We start from the raw sequence: 18352 nt of genomic DNA on the forward strand, positions 1-18352 counted from the left end.
TAAGTTGCTTTAGCCCCAAAATTAGCTAGCGTAAGCACTCAGTAGTTGAGTTCGTATTGATTTTGAATCAATTAACCTAATGTCAGCGACGGGAGTATAAAGGCCGTAAGCGCAAGAGGGGGTATCAAAATATATATCGAAAAGCTAAGTAATACTTGCTGGTCTTCTTCGTTATGGTCACTGTTTCAATAATCATTACAGGATGGGAGAACCTGAACTTGCCTATTGTAAATAGTCAAAAAGAGCGATTATCTAGCTGATTTATTTAGCCTGTTTCTATTTCTTCAATGGACGATGGGTTTTGAGTTAGTTAAAATTTTAAAAAAATTCATGTGGTTTTGGCTATGGAATACAATCAGAAAGATAAATATTTTTTGGCAATGCAGGCATACAAGGAAGATGACTTTACAAAAGAAGTTTTAGTTCCTTTATTTAAGTCCATGGGTTATGACCGCGTAGAGTTCCATGGTGGGCCTAGTGAGCGTGGTAGAGATTTGATTGCTACAGCTATATTGCCTCCACCAAAACGAGGAGAATATGTAGTCTATGTTCAAGCTAAAAAGCTCAACAAGAATAAAACGTTAGCTCAAAATGACTTATCTCGGCTTTGTAGGCAGTTAAGACAAGCAAAATCAAAAGGTTTTACAAAGGGAACCGGAGAGCGAGTCAAGCCTGATCATGTCTACATGGCGACACCGCATGAAATCACTCAAAGGTTCATAGAAGATTTGGAAGATGAGCTGTTTTGTGAAGATTACAGTGACTGGTTAGAGTTGTACGATTGTGTACGAATTTTGAAGGATATTGAAGAGTTTTGCCCAGAACTTTTAGAAAAACTAGAACCATTTGAGGAAAAAATCTGGAATGCTAAAAGTGAGAACACCGTAGACAGAAATCATGAGCTGTTAGGAGCACTTTGCTCAGTACGTGACTCTATTGACATTAGTAAGTTTTACAGTGACTTATCGTTCTTTGTCGGTTCAATTGATAGCAGGGTACTTGTTACATACAAAGCACATGTAACGAAAAAACGCTTTAGACTTATTAGTAAAGAGCAGTGGGAAATGCTCAAGTCAGAGCGTGTAAAAATCATTGGTTTGGTTGGCTTAGATATTTTAAAAGAAGATACACAAGTTATCGAAGATAGATATAAAGATCATTATAATCAATATAACTCGAAAGAGAATAAAGCTAACGAATCAGCTTATGATTCATCTGTTGCACATTTATCTTCTATTGTTGAAGAGTTTGACTCAAGAGCCTTTTTACTTTTAGAGAGGTTAGAGTCTGAAGCAAAAAAACAGCCTAGCCTCAATAAAAACAAGCTTGGTTTTGTTACAGCACAGTTGAAAAACATTCGTTCAAAAGTTAAAAATGAAAATTTTGAACTGGAAACATCTAGTTATGTAATTGATACATCTGAATTAAGTAAAGAATCTGCTGATTTAGTCGAAAAAACTGTTGAGTTTATTGATGACTTTTCTAAAAGAATTATAGAACAACAAAGATATGTGAAGTCAATAAAAGAAGAAATTATACCTGAGCCTTACTACGATGTGTGTTTAAACTCTTCTCAACTTGAAAAAGAAATTTCACAACGTGTAGACGAATATCGTTCTTGTGTTAAATTTCTAAATAGTGATGATCGCCCTAATATGGCAGGTGTGCGCCGATTGCTTGACTCGGTAGAAGTTAGCCTTAGATTTTTTGAGTGCATTTATACAGATGAATCGGTTCTGAGCTCAATAATTGAGCTGAAAGAGTTAGAAAATTGTTCTGATAGGGTATCAATATCAGCTCATGATGTATTCTATACGGGCAAGGATGTTGCTATTTATGGTGGTGCTGGTGTCGGTAAGACAACAACACTAGAAATGTTTTTTAAGTCTTATGAAGAAACTATTAACGGAAGGAAAATAATATTCTGTAGTTTGAATAGGGTTGTTCAAAGCTTATCAGACTTGAGGATAGAAAAGAGAAACACAAAAGACACTAAGCCAGCATATTTGGATAAAGTAATCTATTCAATTATTCTGTTATCGTATGGGCTAGATGTTAGTGATGATAATATTGATAGGATAAAACCATATTTAGAAGATGGAGTGGTTCTTGTTTTTGATGGATTAGACGAGATAGTTACTGAATACCCTATTGTTCTAGATGCCATGAATAATTTCAAGAAGAGTTATGGAAAAACTCAATGGATTATTTCAAGCAGGGATTGTGTTAGCTATCTTAAAGAAATAAACTTTTTAGGAATTACGCTATTGCCGTTTACGCCCGAACAGCTGCGAAGTTTTATTTGTGGTTGGTTTAATAATGAGCGTAAAGGAATGAAGCTCTGGAATGAAATTTCAGGGACGGAACTTCATGAAAACCTGTTAACACCATTGGTTGCAACAATTCTTTGTACATTGGTTGAAAAAGGGATAAAAGCTCCTTCTAACGAATCTGAAATATACGGTGAGCGTTTAAGTCTTTTACTTGGTAAGTATGATGCGAATAAAAGAATACGGCGACAGGAACAGGGTAGTGATGAATTATTCACGTGTGCTAAAGCCCTTGCTTGGATAATGCATTCTCATGGTATTCGTACCATAAGTTATAAAGAAGCTATTGAAAAGCTAGAAATTAAAGTTGGGGCAAAGTATACAACGAGACTTATTTCAAAGTGTGTGAAAGAGTTAGAAGACCCATGCACGGTATTGGTTCGAGATAAAGTGTCAGGAAAGCTGTCATTTGGTCACTTTAGATTTCAAGAGCATCTTGCATCACTAGAGTTGAGGGACAATAGATCTATTGATCTTAGTACTATAATCATTCGAGATTGGTGGCGAGGGGCGTTTAGTTTGTTTGCCCAAAGCTTGGATGACATTGAGTCTACAATAGAAGAGCTCACTAGAGGTGATAAATTAATCCCTGAAGAAGCATTCACAACATTATATGCGATGTGTAATGTTTTGAGTCCTAAAAAAAGGGGGAACATGAAGTCATTGCTTGATCATCTTAAGCAAGATAACTCCTCTTTCTATGAAGCAGAACATTACGATTTCTCAGATAATTATGGTAATGATCGCTATGCTTATTCTACAGAGTTAGGGCTTGATTGGTGATCTTTACAAGTTCAGCTCTACTCTGACAGTTACTCATCTTCTTATTGGGTAACTATCACAGTTTACAGTTATACAGTTCTGAACGCCTGTATAACAATACAAATGAAAATCGCTGGCTAGAAACGTCGCTCTTGCACGAAAATGGGAGTTTCCTTTCATCGCCTCACAGTCGTCAGACATGAGGAAATGTATGGTGATTCCAGTGGCGCGATCTACCACTGAGTAAGTGCGTTAACAAGTAACGGGGCACTTCTGATTTACAAAGTGCCGACTGTGAAGGTTCTGGACAATTCCGAGTTAGGAGGTACGACTGTGGCCGCTCAGTTCGGATAACTTCAGATAAGGGAAAATGGACTAGATGGCTTTGTTGTTCAGGAAATAGCTAAACAACATAGGAATCACCCTGCGAACCGTAGGTTCGAATTACAGATAACTTATGACTAAAAAGAAAGACCCAACAATCAAAGCTATTAGGCTTAGTTCATTGGGTCAGTAATTATCGTATTTAACGATTGTTTATTATGTAATGCTTAAACTTGTGCGTATTTATATCGATGCTAATCACTTCGAAGCCGAAGGACTGTAATGCAGGTAGGTACTTATCCAAATCCTTATGGTGTCCACCTGCCAATATCAAACGATGGTTATCTATTGATTGACTGTAATGCATCAATTGCAAAATAGCTTTGGATATCCCCGCTTCATCTAGTTTTACCTTCAATTCAACAATCGAAGTATCCGTCAGAATATCAACTCGACCTTGATTAACCCATTGCTCCTGTCGAGGATTCTCTCCAATGCTACTCGGAAACTTAGATAGGTAATTGCGTAATTTTGCTTCCTTAACTTTAGGGGTGTCGATGAACTGATATATCGGATTCTTTATTTCAGTAGTTTCGTCTGGTTCAGAAGACTGTGGGTTATCTGAAGTATTTGGAGTACCTGAAGATGTATTGGTAGGTTTAGGTCCTTTACTAGAACGGTCTTTAGCTCGACGTGTGTACCAAGCCTCAATTTGTTCTGGAGACACTTTGAATAAATCAGCTAATTCTTCTTTAGTGTATTCGCCATTCTTGATGGAGTTGTATACAAACTGCTCACGATTAACACGACGGTAGCTGGTATTATATCGTTCAACGAAGTCTAGGATTAGCAGGCTTGAAGATTTCAATGCAACAAGGTCAGCCAGTTCTTGAGGAGCCATCTTACGAAAACGAGCTTTAATATCTGCATTGTTTGCGATTTCTTCACGCAGTTCTTCATATGCATCCTCAATACAGTTGATTAAGGTTGCTTGATTACGTCTTACACGTGGCTTAGTGATTGCATTAGCCTTTCGAGCTAATCGACGTGCATCTCGTTTAGTACCTTCACCTACAACAATTGCATCGATGTAATCTGCACCGTTTTGTACATGGGCTGTTGTACGGTGGAATCCATCGATGAGGTAATAGTAAGTACCGTTTGTAACGTCAGTAGCTTTCATTACTTCAATCGGGTCTAATGTTTCCCCTGCCTGAAATACTTCATTCAAGTGCGTCAACTGGCTTTGACTGGGCTTATCTCGAAACTGTGTAACTTCCTCTGCAATTATAGATTTAATCGTTACAGCCAGAAGGTTATTAGATTTTAGTGTATTCATGTAATTTTCACGTGCCGTGATTCTATTAGTTGGGGAATCCTACATTAGAGCGTTAGCTCTATATGGATAGGGAAGCAGGGGATGGAATCCCCTTTAATAGTCAGTAATGGGTATGGAAAGCCATTCTGGAGGACTTATATCTGTGTTAGTGCATTAGGTCAACTTTAGCTTTTGGTACGTTGACGTACTGCTTATTGGGGGAACCTGAACGTTTGTTAGCCCTGTTGCCCATTACTAGCACTAGACTCTCTCATTTGCTTAATATTATCTAGATTTTCGTTATAAACGGGCTCAACAATGTAGATAAGGGGCATAAATGTGCTAGCGATGAGCACGTAGACACGCCTCTACACATTTCCAGCGAGCTCCCTGCTTTCGCATAACAGTTACACCACCTACCACATGATCGGCACAAGCCCAATTAACTGTCGGTGCAAAAGGTAACGAGAGCAAAACAACTGCGTTAAAATAATAAACCACACCAAGTGTAATCTTTCACAACACATGCGAAGCATCACTTTTGAAAGTACCCGCCCGCCAATAGCGAAAATAGACAAGTCAAAAAAATCAAATCAAAACCAACAACGAAACATTATGAAATGTGATAACCGATCAAAAACCACAAATGAAACCATTTGAAAGTCATTAATTGCTATTCAGTGTGAGATCGCTCAACAAAACGTCATAGCACTTTCATTACCCTTCGTTATCAAATAACGTAAGTAAGGGAAAACAATGAACACAACAAAATGGTGTAAGCCAAGCTACCTCGCAGTCAGCTTGTTATTGGCCTTAACGGGCTGTAATAGCGAAAATGTTGAAAGCGATAAAGGCGGAGCCGGAAAAACCGAACCCGGCGGGTATATGTATTTTTTTGAACAGGGACTCCCCTCAGCCATTACAACAACGTCGATAAAGCCATTAACGATCAGCAATAAACACTTTAAAGATGGTAATAATGCTTTGCAGTGGCGTTTTAACCCTAATAGCCAATTAGTTTTCTCCCAAGATATTGGCTATAAAACCGATGACAGTGACATCACCCCCTACACTTTCATGGCGTGGATCTACAACGAAACACCATCGGATCAATCCCTCACTTTTCAATTTGGCACCGATGACAGCCAGCAAAGCCAATTTAGCTATGGCTTAAACTTCAAAGGGTGGCGCGGTATATCTGTGCCGTTTAGAGATATGAAAGGCACGCCTAGTGCTGGAATGAACCGCTTAACCGTCACAGCTCCCGACACCAACGGCACGCTCTATTTTGACCAAGCAATGATGGCAGTTCCTGTCGATAACCGCTGGCCAACCGCCGATATTCAGCAGCCTTTCGTTAATCCTAATGTCGTTAACATGGCCAGTAAAAACTGGACAGCATTATTGATGTACGATCAAATGCTGCGCGACCAACAGCCTAGCTTTAACTACGACCTTGCCTTTGATGACAGTCAAGGTGATACCGCTGTCTTGTATCAAAACTTCGATAAACACTTAGGGGTGAATAGTCAGCAAGTCATTTCCCAACAAAAGGTCGATGATAACTTAGCGAAATACCAAGCATTTATGATCAGCCAAAACAGTGATGGCAGCTATGTGGGTAAACCACTCGATCACCCCAAAAGGCACAACTTCCTAAAAACAGGCATAGTGAGTGACGATACTCTGGCCATGCTCACCGACACCATGAGTATTCGGACGCTGGGTAAAACCATGCTTGAAACCGCCAAGTACCTTCGCAGCCAATCACTCTCAACTGAAAACAAAGCGGCGTTAGAAAAAGCCTTCACCGACGCAGCTCGATACGCCTTTGATCAAGGTTGGGAAGGTGGCTCTGGTTTCCAAATCATCACCCATGTCGGCTACCAAACTCGGGAGTTCTTCGATGCGCTATTTGTCGCCAGAAAACTGCTCGCTGAACAAAACCTGCTTCAACAAGCCCAGCAATCTATGATGTGGTTTAACGCGACAGGCCGCGTATACGAACAAGATAAAGACATTAACTCTTCTAACGTGGATATTCTTAACACCCAATTGCAGTGGATGACAAAGAGCTTTTTGTTATTGCCCGATCAGGCGCAGCGCCAAACCATGCTTCATCAGTTGCAGTCATGGTTAAGCACCACACTATTAAGCTCTGATGGTTTAGCCGGCGGCTTTAAACCCGATGGCAGTGTATTCCATCACTCACAACATTACCCAGCCTACGGCAAAGATGCTTTTGGCGGCTTATCTGGGGTTATTTTTGGTTTAAGCCACAGCAGCTATCAAATATCCCAACAGGCTCATGAAAGGATCAAAGACGTCTTACTCAAAATGCGGGTTTACACCAAAGAAACTCAAACCCCGATTGTATTAAGTGGTCGTCACCCAGACGGTAAGCAAAAGATATCTGCGACCCCATTTAAATGGATGGCGCAATCTGGCGAACCTGATCAATCCGATGCTATCGATCACGAACTTGCTGCGGCCTACGCTAACTTAACCAATAAGCCGAGCTTTGAAGGTATCTCTGCCGAAAAAGAACCGACTGGGGTATGGGCAATGAACTACGCCTCTATGGCGATAGCACGAGGCGCTAACCCTGTTGATGCAACACAGTCTTGGCTCGCGACCGCTAGAGGATTTAGTCGCTATTTAGTGGGCAACGAAACCTACGCCGCCAACAACCTTTATGGGCGTTACCTGCAATATGGTCAATTTGAGATCACCCCAGCCGATCTGAGCAAACGGGCGTTTAGCCATGATGGCTGGGACTGGAACCGCTACCCGGGCACAACCACGATTCAAATGCCAAATAACGAACTTCGTGCTCAGTTGAACCAATTGCCGGGGGCTGGCATTGAGGAAATGCTGTTATCTACAGAAAGCTACTCAGGTGCCAATACGCTAGGCAACGACAATGCGATGTTTGCGATGACGCTGCACGGACATAAAAAATACCAACAGCAGAGCTTCTACGCCCATAAATCCTATTTCATCTTTGGGAATAAGGTGGTCGCACTGGGTTCTGGCATCAAGAACGATATTGCTGAGCACGAAACCCAAACGACGTTATTCCAGCACAGTGTTAAAAACCTTGAACCTGTCGAAATCGATGGGCAACAAATAGACACGCTTGGTACCGATTCTATCTACGCCAACGACACCACTTTGCTAGACCCAGCAGGCAATCGCTACTTTGTGACCAGCAGTTCGGGACAACAAGTCCACTTCACCTATCAAATGCAGCAATCCAATGATGAAGATGACGCCGCACCAACAACAGGCCAGTTTGCGACCGCTGTGATAGAGCATGGCAAAGCGCCGACCAATGGCAGCTATGAGTATGCGATTAAGATTGCGGCTCAAGATGCTGTGAAACCAATCTATACTGTGCTGCAAAAAGACCAAAACCTGCATGCGGTAAGAACAGAACAAGGTGTCGAAGGCTATGCGTTCTTTAGCCCAACAGCAACCAATCAAGCGGGTTGGGTATTGTCATCGGCAAGCGCAAGCCAAATCATGCTTCAAGCCAGTCCTGCTCAAGATCAGTTGTCACTGAGTGTGGTGAATCCAGATCTCGCGCTGTACCAAGGGCAAGATCCTGACCAAGTGGACGCCAATGGCGAACAAGTCGAAGTCAGTATTTACGATAGAGATTGGCGCTTTAACCTATCACAACCCGTCAGCAGCGAGTTTACACTCAAAGGGCAATGGCAGTTGATAGGCAGCAACAGCCAAGTATCTATCCAATCTACTACCGAAGGAAACACCAAAGTACGTGTTACCACCAAAGACGCTAAACCTGAAAAATTCATGCTGAAAAAAGTATAAGTAATAAAAAACCAGCAGCTATTACAGCTGCTGGTTCTATTTATTAGGATCGAAGCTAGCCTCACACTTTACAAGTGGACGCTCTCGCCTTGGCGATAACCTCTCTTTTCGCTTTTTCAACTGCCGCATAATCTTGCTGCTTCTCTAACGGCCGAATATTACGTAGATAAAGATCAATTGATGAATCACCTTTATGGTGTTTATAACCAACTGGATGAGCTCGCCAACGTTGATCAATAACAGCTTCTTGAGTGAGAAATGGATCCACTTGCTCTGCCAAATAGGATTTAAACTGAGCTCGCATTTGCGTTAACAGTGGATAGAACTCACTCATCTGGCTCAAGTTTTTCTTTTCACCGGGATCAGTAAACAAATCATACAGTTCTTCGTCATTATCTTCTTGATACACGATGTACTTGTATCGCTCCGTGCGCATCATTCTGCCCGGTTGAATAGTCATTTCCCGATTGGTATGCCACTGAGATACCACTTCTTGACGCCAATTTTCGACCTTTTCTCCACGCAACAACGGCAACAGTGAGCGGCCATAGAGCTGGGCAGGCGGGGCTATTCCAACGTAATCACATAATGTTGGTAATAAATCACACAAGGAAACCAACTCATTATGAGTTTGACGTGCAGTAATACCAGGACCTGAAAAGACGAGAGGTACATTCGTGGTTTCTTGATAAAACCAATTCATTTTCGTCACTAAACGATGCGCTCCCATTGAGTCACCATGATCAGAAAAAAATACGACTAATGTTTCGTCTTCAAGCCCTCGCTGACGCAAAGTCTCTAATACTTGTTCAATACACTCATCAGCCAACTGGGTGTAATGATAATAAGCCTTTAAATACTGCCTAAAGTTAAGTGCATTCCATTGTGTCGATTGTCTTGTTCGATTATGAGTACAACACGAATATTGCACAGATTTAGAGCGTGTCATTAAATCCGCTTCAGTGTCAAAGTTATCAGGTAATGGTGGTAACTCACCTATCCCCTCTACATCTCCATGCTCGCCTTCAAAAGCACCAACCCAACCACAAATGTTATGAGGATTATTAAACTCTACTGCCATCATAAATGGCTTTTTACCGTCATACTCCTTTAAATACTTCACACTTTCTTCTAGGCAATAAACATCCTCTCGACTATCGTAATTGACAGGGAATGCATTATTCGACGCTAACTCTTTTTCAACTTGCTGTGCTCGTTTAAAGCCATCTAATGAACCATAATCATGCTGCTTGCCAAAGTGAACACATTCGTAACCAGCTCGAGTAAATATCTGACCTAATGTTGGCATCGATTGCGGAATATTAGGGCTACTATTTGCGTATACTCCTGTTTGATGTGGGAGTTTACCTGTCCAAAATGAAGCCCGAGACGGAGCACAAAGAGGAAAAGCACAATAGGCCTCTTCAAAGCGGTGACCACGTTGGATTAAGCTATCTATAGCAGGAGTCTTTACAAACGTATTACCGTAGCCTGCCACCGCTTTTTTGGCTAATTGATCTGCTGTAATAATGAGGATGTTCTTGGGGTTAGTCGGGGTATTTAACGCAACAGCTTGGTTTGATTGTGAAAAAGCTTGCACTGGTGAAGTGGCTGCCAACGCACCGCTTACCGCTGCACCTTTCATAAACCGTCTTCGTGTTATAGACATCATTTATCCTTAAATATAAATACATATAGGGTTAAATTTCAGCCACAAGTAATCGTTACAGCGCTTAACTCTGAGTAGAAGAAATAACGACTCTTATATTTAATATGTTTATTAATGGCTAAATATTTATGGTAACTCTCCTCATAAATTGTCAGTCGTTATCTCCTTATCTAGTGTTTAAATATAAAAAAAGCCGAGTCATAACGACTCAGCTTTAATGAAATACAAATTAATTACTCGCCAAGCTTTACAACTTCTGTCGCCGCAAGCATAAATGCCCCAGCGCCATAATCGATATTATGCTCAAACTTCACATCACGTGGATTAAAGGCAGGAAGTTGTACCCAGCCCATCATGCCGTTGTCGTGAATACAGCCTTGCAAAGCGGCCCATGCTTTTTCAATTATTGGAAGGTAGGTATCACGATCAAGTTGCTCGGTATTAATCCCCCATGCTAAGCCATAACAAAACAGCGCAGTGGCACTACTTTCAGGCGCTGGGAAGTTATCAGGGTCGAGCAAACTGGTTCGCCAAAAACCATCATCTTGTTGGTATTTCACTACCTCTGCCGCAAGGTTATTAAAAAGCTCAAGGTAGCGACCACGTTCGCTATAGTCTTCTGGCATACGTGCCAATAAGCGCGGTACAGAGGCTAATACCCAACCTATACCTCGGCTCCAGAACACTTTATTGCCATTCACTTCGCGTAATTCATTGCCGCTGCCATCTGGAATGTAGCGGTGATCGCGATAAAACAAACCTGTTTCTGGATCAAACAAATGTTCAACTGAATCCCAGTAGGCGGTGTTCATGTAATCAAGGTATTTATTGTCACCGGTTTGCTGCGACAAGGCGGCAAAGGCTGGCGGCGCCATAAATAATGAATCACACCACCACCAATCTTTACGCCCGAGCACTGGGGTCTCCACCATCAGATCCAACGCTTTGATCGTTGGCTCAAGGGCTTCAGCTTGATTCACCACAGGGTAGACATCAAGGTATGCCTGACAACAGATATGGTCATCCGCAAAACGCGCATTAGGGCCTGCACGAAAACCTGTGTGCAACGCGTAATTCATAACACCGTCGAGGTATTCTGAGTCATCGGTTGCTAGCCATGCTGCTGAGGTACAAGACCAAAATACGCCTCGTTCCCAATCGGTATCTTTAATAAAACGGGTTTTACCACTACGACGGATCACGCTGCGAGTTTGATTGGCCGCTTGATAGCGATATACCCGCTTCATGGTATCGAGAATGGCTTGTTTAGTGCCTAACGTCATCTTGCTTCTCCCTTTTCCTTTTCTTTTGCTTGCTTGCTTGCTTAACGCGCCAACCAACCACCATCAACCGCAATGGTATAGCCGTTTATATAGTCGCTCGCAGAAGAAGCAAGGAATACCGCAGGGCCTTCTAAGTCCGATGGTAAGCCCCAACGATTCGCAGGAATACGCTCTAAAATCGCTGCATTACGCGCTTCATCGGCACGCAGAGCAGTCGTGTTGTCGGTTGCCATGTAGCCCGGCGCAATCGCATTCACATTGATGTTGTGCTCGGCAAGTTCAGTCGCCAAGGCGCGGGTTAAGCCCATCACAGCCGACTTACTCGCGGTGTAAGAAGGTACGCGGATACCGCCTTGGTAAGACAGCATTGAAGCGATATTGATGATCTTGCCGCCATTGCCCTGTTTAACAAATTGCTTGGCAACAGATTGCGATAAGAAGAATAAGGTTTTCTGGTTAATGTTGATCACATCATCCCAGTCTGATTCTGAGAATTTCAGCAGATCTTCACGGCGAATGATGCCTGCGTTGTTGATCAAAATATCAACCTGCCCCATCACCTCGACCGCTTCCGCAACAATGGCTTCAAGCTTATCTTGTTCCATTAGGTTGGCCGTAATGTAGTGGAACTTACGACCCAGCGCTTCCACTTGCTGCTGAGTTTCTGGGGCTGCTTGGTGGCCAATGCCTACAATATTTGCGCCCGCTTTCGCCAGCCCTAACGCCATACCCTGACCAAGACCCGTGTTACAGCCAGTAACGATGGCAACTTTGCCTGAAAGATCAAACATGTTCATTTGGAATTCCTAATTTAGCTGGGCGGTATAGCAAGCAATGAAAAGCTAATTGCTATTCGCTATACCGCAAATTGAGAGAGGTGTTACTTCAGATCGCTCATTGCGACGTGGTCCATGTCATGGAAGGTTTGGTTCTCTCCCACCATGCTCCAAATAAAGGTGTAAGCCGCGGTGCCAACGCCTGAGTGAATAGACCAGCTAGGGCTGATCACCGCTTGTTCGTTACGCATCACAATATGGCGGGTTTCTTGTGGCTCACCCATGTAATGGAAAACGATATTGTCGTCTTTCATGTTGAAGTACAGGTACACTTCCATACGGCGTTCGTGGGTATGGCACGGCATGGTATTCCAAAGGCTACCCGGTGCTAGCTCCGTCAAACCCATGAGTAACTGGCAAGTTGGTAGAACCGCAGGGTGCAGGTACTTGTTGATGGTACGAACGTTACAGTTTTCTTGGCTACCTAGGGTTTCTGGCGAGGCATCTTCACGGGTAATTTTGCGGGTTGGGTACGTCATGTGGGCTGGCGCGCTGTTCACGTAAAAACGAGCAGGCTGTTGAGCCGAGACACTTTCAAATTTAACTTCTTTAGCCCCTTTACCCACATAAATGGCTTCACGCGTGCCAATCTCATAGGTTTTGCCATCCACAATGACTAAACCTGGTTCACCGATATTGATCGCACCCAGTTCGCGACGCTCTAGGAAGTAATCAACACCGATTTCTTTACCGCCCTCAAGCATTAATGCTTCGTCAGTCGGTACGGCACCGCCAACAATAATGCGGTCTATGTGGCTATAAGTCAGGTTCAGTTGACCGTCCTGAAACATATTTTCGATCAGGAACTGCTCACGAAGCCCAGCTGTGTCGAGTTGTTTAGCGTGTTCGCTATGAATTGGTTGACGAATTTCCATGTTAAACCTCTTATTCATTTGTTTGGCAAGGTACACAACGTTATGTCGTCGTGGCTGTTAGTGACCGCTTTTACTCGCAGCGGCTTGGTAGGCCCATTCACCTTTTAGTAAGGTCCCTTGCACGTGTAATGCTTCATTCATAACAATCAGGCTGGCATCCATGCCTTCGGCAATACTGCCAAGGCGGTGGGCAAGCCCAAGATAATTTGCAGGAACATACGATGCCATTTGCACCGCTTCCCATTCAGGTACATGGCTGCTGAACACCATGTTTCGCAGCGCTTGATCTAAGCTACAAGTGCTACCTGCGAGCGAACCACACTTAGTGCGCGCAGCGCCATCAGTGACGGTAATGGTTTGCGCGCCAAGTAAGTATTCACCATCGGCTAAGCCACCCGCACGCATACAATCTGTGATTAGGGCAATGCCTTGATAGCCTTTCATTCGGTAGGCGAGTTGCATCATGACTGGGTTAACGTGAATACCATCGGCTATGAGTTCTGCCAGCATGTCGTGGTAAAGTACCGCGCCACAGCAGCCAGGTTCGCGGTGATGTAGCCCTCGCATACCGTTGAAAAGATGGACCCCACAATCAGCGCCACGGTGATAAGCTTCTGTGACTTGATCAAAGGTGGCATCGGTGTGTGCAACCGACGATTTGATTTCACGCTCGGCCAGCCAACTGATCGCTTCCATTGCCCCTTTCGCTTCTGGTGCAACCGCCACACGGAGTAGCGACTCCCCCGCACTTTGATGAAGCTGTTCAAGCTCAGACAATGATGGCGATTTTAAATACGCCGTTGGGTGCGATCCGCGATGAGGCTCTGTGAAATACGGACCCTCTAAAAAACTCCCCAATAGTTCCGCACCTTGGTGCTGCACTGTTGAAGTGAAACTGCGAACCTGCTCTAAAGCATTTAGAATATCGGTCCAAGGCGCTGTCACTGTGGTGCCAACCCAAGCAACAACCCCCGTTTGGGGTAAGGCATTGGCGATGGTTTGCAGTGCGTTATCTGTTGCATCCATCACATCGGCGCCGTCACGGCCATGAATATGAATATCAACAAAACCCGGCATTAAAGATTGCCCTTCAAGGCGAATAACAGGGCAGTCTGTTGGAATATCCGTCGTGAGTGCTGCAATCTTTCCATCTGCAACAATAACTAGGGTATCTGTGGCTATACCTTGTGGTGTAAACACCCGATCGGCGTGTAAAGCGTATCGCATGGTTATAACCCATCTTCACATTCAGAAACGGGCTCAGGTTGCATCAGCGCTTCGACTTCTTTGCGCATGTCTTGCATACACGAAGTGCCAATCTCTAGTAATAAGTCCACCAGTACTGGCAATGTCACGTCTTCACGTTCAAAAGCGGCATTGGCTATCATAGGTAAGTTAGCGCCACCAATAAGCTCAACGTTTGGCTGATCCATCAAAATCGCCAACGCACGGTTACACGGTGAACCACCTGGAATATCGGTTAAAAACAACACCCCTTCGCCCGAATCTACGTCTTGTGCCGCTTGACGAAGATCCGCTTCAAGTTGCTCTGTCGACATTGATTCTACAAAGTCGATAAACGCCATTTGCTCTTGCTCACCCGCAATCGCTTTTACTGCCGACTGCATCCCAGATGCGAAGTTAATGTGGCCTGAAACAACAATACCAATCATCTTAAAATCCTTGATTAGGGGGGAGGTTATCCCCCCAAACTATCGAAACGTATGGCTTACAAAATACCGAGGAAGTGACCGACAACACCGGCTGCAAGGGTTGAGAAAATCAACACTGGCGGTTTAGCCCAGAAGCCCGTGCCCTTCACCATTTTGAGCATAAAGAACACCAATGCCAGTGGCAGAATGTTCGGCATGATCTTGTCGAATAAGGCACTTTGTAGTTCGACTACCTTGCCCCCCAATTCGAGCGAGGCCGTGGTCTGGACCCGAATAAAGGTGGCCGATAACGCCCCAATAACAAAGATACCCATGATATTGGCCGCTTTGGCGAGCTTCTCGGTGGCATCACTCATGTTCACCATGGCGGCAGTACCCGCTCTGTAACCCATGAACATCAAACCGAAGTACACAGCAAAGTGAACAATTTGGTACAAGAAGAAGAACACGAATGGACCAGCAATCGAGCCTTCCATCGCAATCGACGCACCCAGTGCCAAGGTCAATGGCATCAAGGTCATGTGGTCAATCGCATCACCGATACCGCCTGTTGGTCCCATACCCGCAACTTTCATGACGTTAACGGTCGACGGTTTTTCTTTGTTCTCTTCCATTGCAATGGCTGTACCTAGCAAGAAAGTGAACAACTTAGGACTGGCATTAAAGAACTGTAAGTGGTTCTTTAACGATTTCGCCAAATCGCGTTTATTATCACCGTGGATTTTCTTCAGTGCTGGAATGATGGAGTAAGCAAAACCACCCGCCTGCATCCGCTCAAAGTTAAAGTTACCTTCCATGAACAGGCCACGTAACGCACAGATCCAAAGATCTTTTTTCGAAATCACTTTGCGTGGTGTGGTGTCTTCGTATGAATCAATATCATCAACCAGACTTTCATGAACCTTGGTGTTGTTATCGGCTAAAGTGCCTGCTGTGATATCAGATGCCATCTTCAAATTCCTCTACTTGTTGGTTGTTTGAACTTCCATTGTTTCCACTGAAGAAGTAGTAAAGCGCGGCTGCTGACGCACCTAGAATTGCTACAGCCATGATTGGTAACTTGAGGTACGTTGTCATTACGAAGCCGATGAAGAACACACCCGCCACTTCTTTTGACCACATGATTTTCAGTAACATTGCGAAACCAATTGCCGGAACCATCTTGGCACCAATGCCTAGGCCTTCTAGCAATACTTTCGGTGCGTTTTCATCAATCCAGCTAGCGGCGTGCTCGCCAAAGTAAACAGTGATGAAAGCAACTAAGGCGTACAATAAAGAACGTAACGAGATGGTGGTGATCAGTAGCCTGTCGATACCGCCTGAGTCTGCAGCTTCAGCAAATCGATCTGCTTTACCCATAGTGAAAGACGTTAGCGCGAAGAAACCAATGACCAACATTTGCATCATGACGGCAATCGGCATACCTACACCCATTGCTACTTCTGCTGATTGGCCTGTCATCACGGCAAAAGCAACAGCAGCAATCGTACCCATGGTCACATCTGGCGGCTGTGCCCCAGCGTTAGGCACTAAGCCTAACCAAGCCAGTTCCAAGGTGGCACCAGCAATCAGACCAATTTGCATATCACCCATGATCAGACCAACGACAGGGCCTGTGATGAGTGGACGGTGGATGTTCAACGCGACATCGTATTTATCGATACCACAGAAGAACGCCCATACTGCGACCAGCGTAGCTTCAAAAAACATGATTTATTCCTTGTTTAAATCTCTGTTTATAGTGAGGTATGACGCGGCTTACGCCGACGCCATGGCAAGTTCAAGAACGTTAACTGGTTTTTGATCCGGCGTGTTTTGCACTGTGCAAGTCACACCACGCTCCACCATACGTTCAAAAGCATTAATGTCTTTTTCATCGACCGAGACCGTCTTGGCGATCTGGCGTTTACCCTCATGAAAATGCATATTCCCAACATTGCAATGCGTCAATGGCACACCACCTTCAACCAAACGAGCAACATCTGTAGGGTTGTTACATAAGACGAAGATCTTCTGTTTCTCTGACGCTTTGTGGATCACATCAATGGTTTTTTGGATAGAGAAAAAACGAACGGCATACTCACCACCAGCTGAAGCTTTCATTCCCGCTTGCATAAAGGCAGCGTTTGGCCCTTCAGCAGCGTCATCATTAGCAACAAGGATTAAGTTTGCTTCGGTGTGCTTTCCCCACGTGATTCGAATTTGACCATGTAGTAGGCGCTCATCGATTCGGGTCCAAACAATGTTAGGTGCTGTCATAAGAGTGCTTCCTGTCTACTTATTAAAATTATGTATAGTGACACCTTGAACAACGCGGTTTACTTCACCGGTAGGGCAAGGATTATCAGGCGTATTACCCAATGCTATTGCACGATGGAATGCATAAATCTGGGCAAAAATAATGTATGGGAATAAGAGCTCGATATCAGTCGCAGTATCCATAGTAGGGACATGTAGGTAGTCACCACTGGTTACTTGATCGTCTAGCTGAGCTGTAATCGCAATGACCTTACGCGCAATCTTGTCGCGACGAAGCTCACTGAGTAAATCAAGGTCATATTGGCGGGTATATGGGTTGTTCGAGATATACACAACTATCAACGTCTCGTTATCAACAATGGATTTAGGTCCATGACGAAAGCCCAGTGGCGAGTCATACGTTGCCACGACTTTGCCCGCCGTCAGTTCAAGTAGCTTCAGTGCTGATTCCTGAGCGAGCCCTTGTAAACCACCACTTCCTAAGTAAATGACGCGGCTAATATCTAGCTTTGCTATATTACTGATAGGTATATTAATTTCCTTGACCAGCCCCTCAGAACATAAGGATAACCTTTCAATCTCTTTCGAATGATCACGTTTTCCATCAAGAATCGAAAATGCAGCCACCATCATCGAAGAAAAGCTCGAGGTCATCGCAAACGATTTATCATTGGTTTCTTCTGGCATCAGCAGGGCGAAACAACGATGATCATTGATACTATTTTTATATAACTGCCCCTCTGCATTGCAGGTCAGCACAAGGTGATAGCAATTGGTCAGGCATTGGTTCGCTAACTCAACCGCAGCAACACTTTCAGGGCTGTTTCCTGAGCGGGCAAACGACACCAATAACGTTGGTAAATCCTCCGCAAAATATTGATACGGATTCGAGACTAAATTCGTTGTCGCAACAGCATCGACACGTCTTCCTGTATTTTCAGCTAAAGCGGGTGCCAATGCTTGGCCAGCAAATGCCGATGTTCCTGCGCCTGTCATCACAATGCGTAAGTTTGAATGTGCTAGCACTTTCGCCATAAAGGCGTCGATTGCAGGAAGGCATTCGTTAAACGTCGCCTGCGTTTTACGCCAGCATGAAGGTTGCTGCTCAACTTCTTTAGCAGTCCAGAAAGCACTTAAGCTTTCAAGATCTTGCTCTGAGTAGCCCAGATATTGGTTCATGTAGTAC

General features: G+C 44.0%; 13 protein-coding genes. 2 read left to right on the forward strand and 11 right to left on the reverse strand.

The genetic code is table 11. The features are described 5' to 3' along the window. The first annotated feature begins 344 nt into the window (after positions 1-344). Entirely contained in the window at positions 345-3113 is a 2769-nt protein-coding gene (locus OCU87_RS23425) for an NACHT domain-containing protein (protein WP_261858678.1), read from the forward strand. Positions 3114-3618: 505 nt separating this feature from the next. Here the strand turns inward: OCU87_RS23425 and OCU87_RS23430 are convergent. Beyond that, on the reverse strand, positions 3619-4755 hold the full coding sequence (locus tag OCU87_RS23430) for a ParB N-terminal domain-containing protein (RefSeq protein ID WP_261858679.1): 1137 nt from the start codon (positions 4753-4755) through the stop codon (positions 3619-3621). A 735-nt stretch (positions 4756-5490) separates the two neighbouring features. Here OCU87_RS23430 and OCU87_RS23435 point away from each other — a divergent pair. Next, positions 5491-8571, forward strand: a complete 3081-nt coding sequence (locus OCU87_RS23435) for a chondroitinase family polysaccharide lyase (protein ID WP_261858680.1) — start codon at positions 5491-5493, stop codon at positions 8569-8571. A gap of 61 nt (positions 8572-8632) precedes the next feature. On the opposite strand, the gene OCU87_RS23440 is transcribed toward OCU87_RS23435, so the two are convergent. The 10 genes from OCU87_RS23440 to OCU87_RS23485 all read right to left on the reverse strand — a co-directional run bounded on the left by OCU87_RS23440 (position 8633) and on the right by OCU87_RS23485 (position 18345). Next, positions 8633-10216: a sulfatase-like hydrolase/transferase gene (locus OCU87_RS23440; RefSeq protein WP_261858681.1), complete on the reverse strand. Its 1584-nt coding sequence runs from the start codon at positions 10214-10216 to the stop codon at positions 8633-8635. Between the two features lie 257 nt (positions 10217-10473). Then, complete coding sequence (locus tag OCU87_RS23445; protein WP_261858682.1) at positions 10474-11523, reverse strand: glycoside hydrolase family 88/105 protein; 1050 nt, start codon at positions 11521-11523, stop codon at positions 10474-10476. A 41-nt stretch (positions 11524-11564) separates the two neighbouring features. Next, complete coding sequence (gene kduD / locus OCU87_RS23450; RefSeq protein ID WP_261858683.1) at positions 11565-12320, reverse strand: 2-dehydro-3-deoxy-D-gluconate 5-dehydrogenase KduD; 756 nt, start codon at positions 12318-12320, stop codon at positions 11565-11567. A gap of 83 nt (positions 12321-12403) precedes the next feature. Further along, positions 12404-13234: a 5-dehydro-4-deoxy-D-glucuronate isomerase gene (gene kduI / locus OCU87_RS23455; protein WP_062692392.1), complete on the reverse strand. Its 831-nt coding sequence runs from the start codon at positions 13232-13234 to the stop codon at positions 12404-12406. A 57-nt stretch (positions 13235-13291) separates the two neighbouring features. Beyond that, a complete protein-coding gene (gene nagA, locus OCU87_RS23460; RefSeq protein WP_261858684.1) occupies positions 13292-14461 on the reverse strand; it encodes an N-acetylglucosamine-6-phosphate deacetylase in 1170 nt (389 codons plus the stop codon). 2 nt (positions 14462-14463) lie between these two features. After that, positions 14464-14907, reverse strand: a complete 444-nt coding sequence (gene agaF / locus OCU87_RS23465) for a PTS galactosamine/N-acetylgalactosamine transporter subunit IIA (protein ID WP_062692390.1) — start codon at positions 14905-14907, stop codon at positions 14464-14466. 56 nt (positions 14908-14963) lie between these two features. Next, entirely contained in the window at positions 14964-15857 is an 894-nt protein-coding gene (locus tag OCU87_RS23470; protein ID WP_261858685.1) for a PTS system mannose/fructose/sorbose family transporter subunit IID, read from the reverse strand. Continuing rightward, positions 15847-16617, reverse strand: a complete 771-nt coding sequence (gene agaW / locus OCU87_RS23475; protein ID WP_261858686.1) for a PTS N-acetylgalactosamine transporter subunit IIC — start codon at positions 16615-16617, stop codon at positions 15847-15849. The genes OCU87_RS23470 and agaW overlap by 11 nt, the downstream gene beginning before the upstream one ends. A gap of 48 nt (positions 16618-16665) precedes the next feature. Continuing rightward, positions 16666-17166, reverse strand: a complete 501-nt coding sequence (agaV, locus tag OCU87_RS23480; protein WP_062692387.1) for a PTS N-acetylgalactosamine transporter subunit IIB — start codon at positions 17164-17166, stop codon at positions 16666-16668. A gap of 15 nt (positions 17167-17181) precedes the next feature. Continuing rightward, positions 17182-18345, reverse strand: a complete 1164-nt coding sequence (locus OCU87_RS23485; protein ID WP_261858687.1) for an SIS domain-containing protein — start codon at positions 18343-18345, stop codon at positions 17182-17184. Positions 18346-18352: the final 7 nt, after the last annotated feature.

This window comes from Photobacterium sanguinicancri, assembly GCF_024346675.1.
GTDB lineage: Bacteria > Pseudomonadota > Gammaproteobacteria > Enterobacterales > Vibrionaceae > Photobacterium > Photobacterium sanguinicancri.